At 75.2% G+C, this 11,835-nt stretch carries 9 protein-coding genes and 1 pseudogene; 7 read left to right on the top strand and 3 right to left on the bottom strand.

Translation table 11 applies throughout. The features are described 5' to 3' along the window. Positions 1-218 precede the first annotated feature (218 nt). Complete coding sequence (locus tag E6W39_RS30250) at positions 219-734, top strand: DUF4240 domain-containing protein (RefSeq protein ID WP_141638031.1); 516 nt, start codon at positions 219-221, stop codon at positions 732-734. Positions 735-749: 15 nt separating this feature from the next. Here the strand turns inward: E6W39_RS30250 and E6W39_RS30245 are convergent, their stop codons facing one another. Both E6W39_RS30245 and E6W39_RS30240 read right to left on the bottom strand, forming a co-directional pair. Beyond that, the gene (locus E6W39_RS30245) at positions 750-1,133 is read right to left on the bottom strand and encodes a hypothetical protein (protein WP_141636200.1); all 384 of its coding nucleotides are present in this window, start codon (positions 1,131-1,133) and stop codon (positions 750-752) included. Between the two features lie 5 nt (positions 1,134-1,138). Further along, positions 1,139-2,167 carry a DUF2510 domain-containing protein gene (locus E6W39_RS30240; RefSeq protein ID WP_181799506.1) on the bottom strand — a complete coding sequence of 343 codons (1,029 nt, stop codon included), beginning with the start codon at positions 2,165-2,167 and terminating at the stop codon, positions 1,139-1,141. Between the two features lie 99 nt (positions 2,168-2,266). Here E6W39_RS30240 and E6W39_RS30235 point away from each other — a divergent pair, with 99 nt between their 5' ends. Further along, positions 2,267-3,190: a TIGR01777 family oxidoreductase gene (locus tag E6W39_RS30235; protein ID WP_141636198.1), complete on the top strand. Its 924-nt coding sequence runs from the start codon at positions 2,267-2,269 to the stop codon at positions 3,188-3,190. Positions 3,191-3,511: 321 nt separating this feature from the next. Next, positions 3,512-4,836: pseudogene (locus E6W39_RS42130) on the top strand (NAD(P)/FAD-dependent oxidoreductase). 69 nt (positions 4,837-4,905) lie between these two features. Here E6W39_RS42130 and E6W39_RS30220 read toward each other — a convergent pair. Beyond that, positions 4,906-6,684: a regulator gene (locus E6W39_RS30220; protein ID WP_228718414.1), complete on the bottom strand. Its 1,779-nt coding sequence runs from the start codon at positions 6,682-6,684 to the stop codon at positions 4,906-4,908. 313 nt (positions 6,685-6,997) lie between these two features. On the opposite strand from E6W39_RS30220, the gene E6W39_RS30215 reads away from it, so the two are divergent. The 4 genes from E6W39_RS30215 to E6W39_RS30200 all read left to right on the top strand — a co-directional run bounded on the left by E6W39_RS30215 (position 6,998) and on the right by E6W39_RS30200 (position 11,793). Continuing rightward, a complete protein-coding gene (locus tag E6W39_RS30215) occupies positions 6,998-8,962 on the top strand; it encodes a helix-turn-helix domain-containing protein (protein ID WP_141636195.1) in 1,965 nt (654 codons plus the stop codon). 76 nt (positions 8,963-9,038) lie between these two features. Beyond that, positions 9,039-9,839 carry a lipoyl(octanoyl) transferase LipB gene (gene lipB / locus E6W39_RS30210; protein ID WP_141636194.1) on the top strand — a complete coding sequence of 267 codons (801 nt, stop codon included), beginning with the start codon at positions 9,039-9,041 and terminating at the stop codon, positions 9,837-9,839. A gap of 133 nt (positions 9,840-9,972) precedes the next feature. Then, complete coding sequence (gene lipA / locus E6W39_RS30205; protein ID WP_101380008.1) at positions 9,973-10,926, top strand: lipoyl synthase; 954 nt, start codon at positions 9,973-9,975, stop codon at positions 10,924-10,926. A 177-nt stretch (positions 10,927-11,103) separates the two neighbouring features. After that, positions 11,104-11,793: a DUF4191 domain-containing protein gene (locus E6W39_RS30200; protein ID WP_141636193.1), complete on the top strand. Its 690-nt coding sequence runs from the start codon at positions 11,104-11,106 to the stop codon at positions 11,791-11,793. The last annotated feature ends 42 nt before the right edge of the window (positions 11,794-11,835 follow it).

Raw genomic sequence — 11,835 nt, 5'->3', positions numbered from 1 at the left:
GCCGGCCGGTGTCCCTCGCGGGGCGCCGGCCGGCGGCGTTCCGCTTCCGAGCGAGCGTGCCTTGTGGACCCCATTGACCCTGTGGACCCCGTGGACCCTGTGGACCCCGTGGACCCTGTGGAAGCGAGGGCGTTCCCCCAACCCAGCGAGCGCGCGCCCCGCTCCCCCGGCGCGTGGGCATGCATTCGCACCCCCTAGCGGCGATGCTGGTGGGCGTGATGTACGAGACCGACTTCTGGCAGCTGATCGACGAGTCCCGGGACGCCGCGGACGGTGATCCGCAGGACCAGGCCGATCTGCTGGTGGAGCGGCTGGTGCAGTTGACGCCGGACGAGGTGATCGACTTCGCCCGGCTGTTCGAGGCGCGGTTCCAGCGCGCGTACACCTGGGAGCTGTGGGGTGCCGCGGTGCTGCTGCTGGACGGAGCCTCGGATGACGCGTTCGACTACTTCCGCTGCTGGCTGATCGCCCAGGGCCGGGAGGTCTTCGAGGGCGCGGTGCACAACCCGGACGACCTGGCCGAGTTGGTGCCCGACTTCGACGAGGAGGAGGACGGCGACGCCGAGGAGATCGGCTACGCCGCCGACGAGGCGCACGAGCAGCTCACCGGCCTCCCGCTGCCGGAGCTCGGCACCGGCCAACCGCGCCGGCCCGCGGGGCAGCCGTTCGACTTCGACGACCCCGCGACACTGGCCGAGCGCTTTCCCAGGCTCTGGGAGCGGTTCGGGGACTAGGGCCGCTCTTACGGATCATGCCGGGCGCCGCGCGGCCACGGCGTCGAAGAGGAGCCAGCCGTCGAGGTGGACGGGCTCCGGCTGGTCCGGCCGCCAGCCGCGGGCGAGCGCCTCGTCCAGGAGGGCCCGGACGGTTCCGGGCTGGTGCAGGTTGAGGCAGGCCCCGCCCGCCCTGCCGACTGCTCCGGAGGGCAGGTAGCCGTCGGGCACCAGGTGTCCGGGCCGCTTCTGGAAGCCGATCTGGAGCCGCCCGTGCGTTCCCTCCCGCCGCAGCGTGAGCACGTGGCACTCCCCGGGAGGCCACGGCGCCGAGCGGACGCGGCGCTGGTGGCCCACCGTCCATCGGTAGGCGGCGTCCCCCACCAGCAGGCGCCGGACCCGGCGGACGTTGCGGGTCATGGCGGCTACGAGGCGTCGGCCGGGACCACGGCGGTGATGCCGGCGGCGATCCGGTCCAGGATGGTGCGGTCGGGCGACTTCGAGCTGTCGTCCACCGCGCCGACCACGGTGGTGAAGTCGCCGTCGGCGGCGGGGACGGCGACCAGCAGCAGATAGGCCGGGGTGCCCTGCTGCGGCACCACCCGCCAGCGGACCGCGAAGCCGGTCCGGCCGGCCACGGTGATCGGGGCGCAGGTCAGCTCCTGGTGGTCGACGGGGGTGCCGTAGGTCTGCTGCGCGTACGAGGCCATGGTCAGCCGGGCCACCGTCTCGGCGTCGCCGCCGCGCGAGGGCTTGGCGTCGATGGCGAAGTTGCCGCGCACGCACCCGCCCGGGGTGCCGCACTCGTAGTGGCCGGTGACCATCATCAGGGTGTGGCTGTCGCCAGGGTCGGCCACCTGCCAGCCCTGAGGCAGCGGGACGTTCCAGCCGTGCTGCTGGTCCTGGAGCGCGCCGCTGGTCGGCAGGGGCGGCGCGGGGGTCAACGGTCGCACGCCGTCCGGCTGGTCGGTGGGCCGCCCGGCGCCCAGGGCCGGTGCGGGGGCGCCCGCCGCGTCGCTGCTGCGGGCGGCACTCCCTCGGGACAGCATCATGGCGAGCCCGCCCACGAGCATCACCAGCAGCAGCGCGCCCACCGTGAGGCCGATGACCAGCCCGGTGCGCTTCTGCTGCGGCGGGTCGAACGGGTGGCCGCCGGGCTCCTGGACGGGCAGCGGGCCGGCGTATCCTGCGGGCTCCGGCGGCTCGGAGAGCACCAGCGACTCCGGGATGGCCGGGTGGCCGTACGCCGGGGAGGCGTCGGAGACCGGGCCGGGGAGCACCAGCGGTTCCGGGATCGCCGGCTGGCCGTACGCCGGGGTGGCGTCGGGGACCGGGCCCGCGGCCGGTGCGGTCGGCGGCCGGCTCTGCCCGGTCCAGTCGCGTCCGTCCCAGTAGCGCTCGTGCCCGGCGGCCCGCGGGTCCGGGTACCAACCGGGAGGGGTGGAGGTGCTCACCGGCTCACCGTATCGGGCCGGGTCCACTCCCAGACAGGGCGGGCGACCTGAGGGCGGGTCAGCCGCCGCCCACCCGGTGCCGGCTGCCAGGATGGCCCCATGCGTATCGCTGTCACCGGTTCCTCGGGGCTGATCGGCTCCGCCCTCGTCCGTTCCCTGCTGGCCGACGGACATGACGTACTGCGGCTGGTCCGCCACCGGACCGGGCTGGGGGTGCAGCCGGACGGGTCGGTGGGCGTGGGGTGGAACCCGGTCCGCGGCGAGGTCGACCTGGCCGGTCTGGCCGGGACCGAGGCCGTGGTGCACCTGGCCGGCGCCGGGGTGGCCGACCACCGCTGGACGGACGCCTACCGGCAGCGGATCCGCGACAGCCGGGTGCAGGGCACGCTCACCCTGGCCAATGCGCTGCCCCGGCTGGACACCCCGCCGTCCGTCCTGGTCAGCGCCTCGGCGGTGGGCTACTACGGGCAGACCGGCGACCGGGTGATCGACGAGACCGCGCCGCCCGGGGACGATTTCCTGGCCGGGGTCTGCGTGGAGTGGGAGGGTGCGGCCCGTCCGGCGGCGGAAGCCGGCATCCGGGTGGTGCACCCGCGCACCGGGCTGGTGCTGAGCGCCGACGGCGGCGCGGGCGCCCGGCTCCTCCCGCTCTTCCGGCTGGGCCTGGGCGGTCGGCTGGGCAGCGGCGAGCAGTACTGGAGCTTCATCTCGCTGGCCGACCAGGTCGCCGCGCTCCGATTCCTGATCGACTGCGAGGAGTTGAGCGGTCCGGTCAATCTGACGGCACCCCAGCCGGTGACCAACGCCGAGCTGACCCGGGCGCTCGGCCGGGTGCTCGGCCGGCCCACGGTGCTGCCGGTGCCGGAGTGGGCGCTGCGGCTGGTGCTGGGCGACATGGCGATCGAGGTGGTGGGCAGCCACCGGGTGCTGCCGCACAAGCTGCTCACCGCGGGGTTCCGGTTCGCCCACCCGCAGGTGGCCGACGCCCTGCGGGCGGCCGTGACCCGCGGTGCGGGCGGGTGAGGCGCGGAGAGTTGAGACGCGGACGGTTGGGACGCGGACCGGTGAGACGCCGACGGTTGGGACGCTGACGACCCGCGGCGCACGGCCCCGACCGCAGCACCGCGCGCGCACCCGCCACCCCCGGCGCAGGGGCGCACGCGACGGCGCACGGCGCAATCGCGTGCCCCCAGCCCGTGCCACCGCCACAGTGCGGAGGCCGGCGATCCGGAGCGGTCTGCCCGCCTGATCAAGCAACTGACGGGGCATCACCCCCTGGACCATCCCGGCATGCCCGCAGCCGTCCGCCGGCCGGAGACCCGGGACCAGGGAGGGAGCTCACCCGTGACCCCACACGACTTCACCCGCCGCAGCCGGTCCGACGACCCCGATGTGGTGGTGGTCGGCGCCGGACTGGCCGGTCTCACCGCCGCCAGGGCGCTGGACCGGGCCGGACTCCAGGTGCGGATCCTGGAGGCGACCGACCGGATCGGCGGCCGGATGGCCGGCCACCAGCTGGACGGATACCGGCTGGAGCACGGCAGCCAGCTGCTCAACACCGGATTCCCCGAGCTGGCCCGCCGGCTCGACCTGGCCGACCTGCGACTGAGCCCGCTGGCCCCGGGGTCCTGGTGCACAGCGCCGGCCGGCGCTACCGGGTCGGCAGCCCGCAGCTCGGCGGCACCCGGCAGGTCGCCGCCCGGTCGCCGCTGGGCAGCCCGCTGGAGAAGGCCAGGCTCGGTGCCACCCTCAGCCGCCTGGCCGCGGCGCCGGTCCCCAAGCTGCTGGCCCGGCCGGAGACCACCGCCGCCCGGGCACTGGCCGAACGCGGCCTGCCGAACCGGGTGGTGGACGGCTTCCTGCGTCCACTGCTGACCGCGCTGCTCAGCGATCCGGCGCTCGGCACCAGCAGCCGGGTGGCCGACCTGGTGCTGCGCGGCTACGCCCGGGGGCGGCTGGCGCTGCCCGCCGCCGGCACCGGAGCGGTGCCCGCGCAGCTGGCCGCCACGCTGCCGGCCGGGACCGTCCAGCTGAACACCCGGGTGACCTCGGTCGGCGCCGACGGGGTGCAGACCGAGGAGCACGGCTGGCTCGGCGCCCGCGCGGTGGTGATGGCCACCGATGCCCGGTCCGCCGTGGAGCTGCTGCCGGGGCTGCGGCTGCCCGACTTCCATCCGGTGACGACCTTCTACCACAGCTGCGCCGACGCCCCGTTGGCCGAGCCGCTGCTGCTCCTGGACGCGGACCACACGGTCGGCCCGGCACCGGTCTCGCACGCCCTGGTGCTCAGCCAGGTGCACCCCTCCTACGCGCCGGCCGGCCGCTCGCTGGTCGCCACCACGGTGCTGGGCCGGCGCGCCTGGGCGGGCGGGCCGGCCGCGGCCGAGCAGCTGGTCCGGGCCCGGCTGGCCGAGCTCTACCAGGTACCGACCCGAGACTGGGAGTTCCTGAGCGTGCGTCACCTCCCGGACGCCGTACCGGCGATGCCGCCCCCGCACAACTTCCACCGCCCGGTCCGGGTACTGGCCGGCCTCTACGTCTGCGGGGACCACCGGGACACCAGCAGCGCCCACGGCGCGATGGTCTCCGGCCGCCGGGCGGCGCTGGCCGTGCTGCGCGACCTGGGGATCGCCGCCACCGAGCCCGGCCAGGACCGCGCGGCGGCTTGACGGCATCCGGCGGGTGTCGGGCCGTTCGGCCCGACACCTCGCCATCCTCAGAGGGTAGTTGACGATCCGTCAGAGCACTCCCGCCTGCCGGGCCGCCTCCTCGAAGGCGCGGGCGGCCGGGCTGCCCCGGTAGGGGGCCAGCCGGCGGTGGAAGTCCCGCAGGTACTCGACGGTGCGGGCGGAGCGCATCTCACCGGCCGCCCGCAGCGCCTCGGTGGCCAGCTGGCAGGACTCGTCCACCTCGCCCATGCCGAGCCGGGCGGCGGCCAGCACCATCCGGCAGAACACCCGGCTGCGGGCGTAGCCGGAGGAGCGCAGCCGCAGCGACTTCTCGGCGTGCTGCATGGCCGGGCGCCACTGCTGGAGGTCCCGGTAGCAGTGCGCGAACTCGTCGGCGAGCTGGGCCTCGTCGAAGAACCTGGCCCAGGAGGGCAGGTCGTCGCCGGTCCTGGCGAGCGCCAGCGAGCGCTCGGCCCGCACCAGGGCGGCGGTGCAGGAGCGGACGTCGCCCAGTATCCCGTGCCCGCGGGCCTCGGCCGCGTGCATCAGCGCCTGCACGGCGGCCGGCGCCGTGCTGCCGACGCCCTGCTGGGCGACCCGGGCCAGTTGCACCGCCTCCCGGCCGTGGCCCAGGTGGACGGCCTGCTGGCTCATGGTGATCAGCACGTAGCCGCCCAGCACCCGGTCGCCCGCCGCCTGGGAGAGCCGCAGCGCCTGCACGAAGTAGCGCTGGGCCAGCCCGTGCGCGGCGATGTCGAAGCTGGTCCACCCGGCGAGTCTGGTCAGGTCGGCGACCGCGCCGAACAGTGCCCGGCCGATCTGCTCGCCGTACCGGCCGCGCAGCATCGGCTCGGCCTCGCTCTCCAGGTAGCGCACCAGGGCCTGCCGGGCGTGGCCACCGCCGTAGGCGTTGTCCAGCGCCCGGAACAGGTCGCCGACCGCGCGCACCGCGGCGATGTCGCCCCGGCCCACCCGCAGCCCGGGCCGCTGCGAGCGCGGCCGTTCGTCGTGACCGGCGGGGCCGGCCGCGCCGCCGTGCGCCGGGCCGGGCAGCGGCACCGTGCGGGCGCCGGAGACCAGCGGGCGGCGGGCCTGCGAGGGCACCCGGCCCGCCGGGGTGCCGCGCGCTCCGCGGCCGCCCGGGTCGGGGTGGTCGAGGGCCGGGTCCAGCTTGGCCAGCGGGCCGTCGGGGCCGGACACGTAGATGCCCGCCGAGCCGTCCCTGGCGACCTGTTCGTCGCTGCGCCCGATCAGCCAGTCGCGGCTGGGCACCACGAGGCCGGCCGGGGTGAAGGCGATCCGGCGCAGCTCGGACTGCGGGCCGGTGTCCTTGCGCCACATGCTGGAGACGATGTCGACGGCCTCCTGCGGGGTCTCGGCGAACTCCAGGCCCGCGTAGACCGGGGCGCAGGCGTCCAGGCCGATGTCCTGGGCGGAGAGCCGGCGGCCGAGCCGGCGGGTGAACACCTCGGCGATCAGCGCGGGCGTGGCACCCCGGGGCTGCTGGCCGCGCAGCCAGCGGGTCACCGAGGTCTTGTCGTAGCGCAGGTCGAGGCCGTGTTCCAGGCCCAGCTGGTCGACCCGGCGGGCCAGGCCCGCGTGCGAGAAGCCGGCTTCCTCGATCAGCGCGGCCAGCAGCGGGTTCTGGGCCCGGCCGGCCTCGGAGTGCGCGGCGGCGTCGGCGGCCGGCCCGTCCGGTCCGTCCGGTTGGTGTCCGGCGTCCTGGCGCGGCCCGGGCAGGGCGGCGCCGTGCGGCGTCGGGTCGGACTGCCGCTCGTGCGGGTCCAGCGGGTCCGTCGGGTCGAGCGGACGGTAGGCCGGGCTGTCGGTTGCAGGCCGTTGGGGCATGATCAGTCAACACCTCTCGGACGCCGCAGTCCGGGCCCCCGGTGCCGTTCGCGACGCCCCTGTCGGGAATCGGCGTGAATGTAGCGAGCATTCGGGCGCTCTGGGCGGTTATGGCCGGGCAATCCTCCGAACGGGTGAAGGGCACGCGTCCGATCCGCTGAACCCGGGGCGCTTGTGGTTTGGGTTCGCGCGGGTTCTCGGCGCCGAGCCCATGGTGGCTGGGAACACCATGTCTAGCGGCGAACCTGTGGCGGCCACCCACATGCCGTGATCTTCCGTACCGGGCTGCCGTTCTGACACCATGTCGGGCACCATGAGCCACGCCGCACCACTCCCCGCCGCGGGTGCCGCGCCCGCGCTGCGCCGCCTGCTCGACCTGCTGGCCGCCGGCGCCGCCGCCGAGGACTACGCCGCCGTGCCCGCCCGGGCCCGCCGCGACGGCGCCGGGCCCGAGGTGCTCGCCGAGGTCGAGGAGGCCACCGCGCTGGCCCTGACCGTCCATCGCACGCTCGGTCAGCACCGCCGCCGCGAAGCCGAGTTGACCGCGCTCTTCGACACCGCGACCGACCTGGCCGCCTCCCGCGACCTGGACCAGGTGCTGCGGGCGATCGTGCACCGGGCGCGGCTGCTGCTGGGCACCGACACCGCCTATCTGACGCTGCCGGACGAGGCGGCCGGCGACACCTACATGCGGGTCACCGACGGCTCGGTCTCGCCGCTCTTCCAGAACCTCCGGCTCAGCCTGGGCGACGGCCTCGGCGGCCTGGTCGCGCAGACCGCCCGCCCGTACGCCACCCCCGACTACCGCACCGACGAGCGGTTCCGGCACACCGGGCGGATCGACGCCGGGGTGGCGGAGGAGGGCCTGGTGGCGATCCTCGGGGTGCCGCTGCTGCTCGGGCGCCAGGTGATCGGGGTGCTGTTCGCGGCCGACCGGCAGCCGCGCGCCTTCTCCCCCGACCAGGTCGCGCTGCTCTGCTCGCTGGCCGCGCACGCCGCGATCGCGCTGGACACCGCCGGGGCGCTGGCCGACACCCGGGCCGCGCTGGCCGAGCTGAACGCCGCCAACACCGTGATCCGGGCGAACGCGGCCGCCGCGCAGCGGGCCGAGGAGGCCCACGACCGGCTGACCGACCTGGTGCTGCGCGGCGCGGACCTGGCCGAGGTGGCCGGCGAGGTCGCCACCCTGCTGGGCGGCCGGATCGCGGCGCAGGACGCCGAGGGGTACCCCCACACCGGGCGGGCCGCCACGGCGGGCCTGGCCGGCGCGGTGGAGCGGTCCCGGGCCGAGGGCCGCGCGGTGCGGCACGGTGACGGCTGGGTCTGCGCGGTGCTGGCCGGGCAGGAGCTGCTGGGCTCGCTGCTGCTGTCCGGGCGCGGCGACCTGGACGACGCCGACCGGCGGCTCTTCGAACGGGCGGGCGTGGTCACCGCGCTGCTCCTGCTGCTGCGCCGGTCGGCCGCCGAGGCCGAGCACCGGGTGCGCGGCGAGCTGCTCACCGACCTGCTGACCGCGCCGGACCGCGATCCGGCCGCGCTGCTGGCCCGGGGCCGCCGGCTGGGCGTCGACCTGTCCCGCCCGCACCTGGTGCTGGTCGCCGAGACCGGGCCGCACGGGCGGTCCCGGCTGGCCGGGGCCGCCGCCCAGTACCTCTTCGGCCGGCCCGCCCGGCCTGGGGGTCCCTCCGACCGAAGGCTGGGGGACGGCGCCCGCTGGGTCAGCGCGGAGCACGACGACGCGGTGGTGCTGCTGCTGCCGGCCGACCCGGGTGCCGGTGCGGACCTGGCGGCGGACGAGGCGGCGGCCGCCGCGGCGCAGCGGCTGGCCCGGCTGGCCGGGCAGCCGGTGACGGTCGGCGCCGGGCGCCCGGCCGCCGGCCCGGCCGCGCTGGCCGCCGCCCATGCGGAGGCGGCGCGCTGCGTCCGCGCCCTGCACGCGCTGGGCCGCACCGGCGACGGCGCCTCGGCCGCCTCGCTCGGGTTCCTCGGGGTGCTGCTCGGCGACGGGCACGACGTGGCCGGCTTCGTGGCGCACACCCTGGGGCCCCTGCTGGAGTACGACGCCCGGCGCGGCACCGAGCTGGTCCGCACCGTGCGCGCCTACTTCGCCTGCGGCGGCAGCCTGACCCGGGCCAAGGACGAGCTCCATGTGCACGTGAACACGGTGGTGCAGCGGCTGGACCGGGTGGAGGCGCTGCTGGGGCGGGACTGGAACGGGCCGGAGCGCGCACTGGAGCTCCAGCTGGCCCTGCGGCTGGCGCTGCTCTCGGACGGTTGAGCGAGCAGGCGTACAGTGGCGAGGTTGGCGGGTCGGCCCCGGGTCGCGCTCGCTCGCGTCGTCTGGGCTAGGAGCAGTGGTGAGCGAGAACGTGCGGTTCGTCCGGCTGGGCAACGGCGAGGAGCTGGTCCCGTACCAGGACGCCTGGGAGGAGCAGCAGCGGCTGCACGCCCTGCGGCTCGCCGACCAGATCCCCGACACCGTGCTGCTGCTCCAGCACCCGCCGGTGTTCACGGCCGGCAAGCGCACCAAGCCGGAGGACCTGCCGCTGGACGACACCCCGGTGGTCCAGGTGAACCGCGGTGGCGAGGGCACCTGGCACGGGCCCGGCCAGCTGGTCGGCTACCCGATCATCAAGCTGCCCGAGCCGATGGACGTGGTGGCCTACGTGCGCCGGCTGGAGGAGGCGCTGATCCGGGCCTGCACCGATTTCACCGTGCCGACCACCCGGGTGGAGGGCCGCAGCGGGGTCTGGGTGCTCGGCGACGAGCTGCCGGACGCCCAGGTGGACCCGGCGCAGGTGGTGGACATCGGCAAGCTGACCCTGCGGATGGGCCTGCCGCTGGGCATCGACCCGCGGCTGGCCGGCCCGGAGTACGCGCCGTCCAACGCGGGGCAGCGCGGCGACGACCGCAAGCTGGCCGCGATCGGCGTCCGGGTGGCGCGCGGCGTGACGATGCACGGCTTCGCGCTCAACTGCAACCCCGACATGACCTGGTTCGACCGGATCATCCCGTGCGGCATCCGGGACGCCGGGGTGGCCTCGCTCAGTTCCGAGCTGAGCCGGGACGTTCCGGTGCCCGAGGTGATCCCGGCGGTGGAGCGGCGCCTCGCCGAGGTGCTCGCCGAACTGCCCGAGCCGGCCGCCGCTCGCTGAGCCAGGCCCAGGGGCCCGGGAATCTACCGACCGGTAGCGATGTTGCCCTGCGATTGCTGGGCACCGGCCCGGCGCCGACCGTACAAGCACAGGCGTACCCTGGGGGTACCCCGTCTACTTCTAGGAGCCGCACGTGTCCGCTGTCGCACCCGACGGCAGGAAGCTTCTCCGCCTGGAGGTCCGCAACAGCGAGACCCCCATCGAGCGGAAGCCGGAGTGGATCAAGACTCGGGCCAAGATGGGCCCGGAGTACAACGCGCTGCACTCGCTGGTGAAGAAGGAAGGGCTGCACACGGTCTGCCAGGAGGCCGGCTGCCCCAACATCTTCGAGTGCTGGGAGGACCGCGAGGCGACCTTCCTGATCGGCGGCGACCAGTGCACCCGGCGCTGCGACTTCTGCCAGATCGACACCGGCAAGCCCGCCGAGTTCGACCGTGACGAGCCGCGCCGGGTCGCCGAGTCCATCGTCACCATGGACCTCAACTACGCGACCATCACCGGCGTCGCCCGCGACGACCTGGAGGACGGCGGCGCCTGGCTGTACGCCGAGACGGTCCGCCAGGTGCACGCGATGACCGCGGAGCGCGCGGCCGGCCGCACCGGCGTCGAGCTGCTGATCCCGGACTTCAACGCGGTGCCGGAGCAGCTGGCCGAGGTCTTCTCGTCCCGCCCCGAGGTGCTGGCGCACAACGTCGAGACGGTGCCGCGGATCTTCAAGCGGATCCGCCCGGCGTTCCGCTACGAGCGCTCGCTGGACGTCATCACCCAGGCCCGGGCGGCCGGCCTGGTGACCAAGTCCAACCTGATCCTGGGCATGGGCGAGACCCGCGAGGAGGTCAGCCAGGCGCTGGCCGACCTGGTCGGCGCCGGCTGCGAGCTGATCACCATCACCCAGTACCTGCGCCCGTCGCTGCGCCACCACCCGGTGGAGCGCTGGGTCAAGCCGCAGGAGTTCGTGGAGCTGCAGGAGGAGGCCGAGGAGCTGGGCTTCGCCGGTGTGATGTCCGGCCCGCTGGTCCGCTCCTCCTACCGGGCCGGCCGGCTCTACCGGCAGGCGCTGGAGCGGCGTTCGGCCGCCCAGGCCTGACGGTCCACGTAACCCGGGCCTGACGGCCCGCGGGGCTCGGTCGTGCGAACGGCCGGGCCCCGCGGCCTTTCCGCTGCGGTTCTCTCCGCCGGGCACGGTGGGCCGTCGGATTACGGTTCGGACCGAATCGGGACCGGGCTTCGTCGTCTGCAGGTCCCGCCACGTACCATGACCTTCATGGCGAGGGAAAAATCCGACACTCCTGGGCGGCTCGCACAGATCCGCCAGGCGTACATCATGACCAAGCAGATCGACACCAAGATCGGTCTGATCCTCGGGGGCATCGGCCTCCTGACGTTCGGCGTGTTCCTCGCCATCGGCTTCCTGGTCGGTCACCCGATCTACTTGGGGATCCTGGGCTTCATCGTGGCCGTCCTGGCCGTCGCGATCGTCTTCGGCCGCCGGGCCGAGCGGGCCGCGTTCGGTCAGATGGAGGGCCAGCCGGGTGCCGCCGCGGCAGTGCTGAACAACCTGCGGCGCGGCTGGACCGCCAACCCGACCCCGGTCGCGGTCACCCGCAGCCAGGACGCGGTCTACCGTGCGGTCGGCCGGGCCGGCATCGCGCTGATCGGCGAGGGCAACCCGAACCGGGTCCGCCCGCTGCTCGCCGCCGAGAAGAAGAAGATGGCCCGTGTGGTCGCCGATGTGCCGGTGCACGACATCATGGTCGGCGACGGCGAGGGCGAGGTGCCGCTGAAGAAGCTGCAGATCACCCTGATGCGACTGCCCCGCGCGATCACCGGGGCGCAGGTGACCGAGACCAACGACCGGCTGCGCGCGCTGGGCGACCTGCTCTCCCGGGCGCCGATCCCCAAGGGCCCGATGCCCAAGGGCGCCCGGATGCCCAAGGGCGGCCAGGCCCGCTGAGGCTCCGCAGAACGTATGAGAGGGGCCCCGCTGCCGTCGGCA

Origin of the sequence: Kitasatospora acidiphila (genome assembly GCF_006636205.1) — a bacterium.
GTDB classification, from domain to species: Bacteria; Actinomycetota; Actinomycetes; order Streptomycetales; family Streptomycetaceae; genus Kitasatospora; species Kitasatospora acidiphila.
This window is presented reverse-complemented; position numbering and strand designations above follow the sequence as displayed.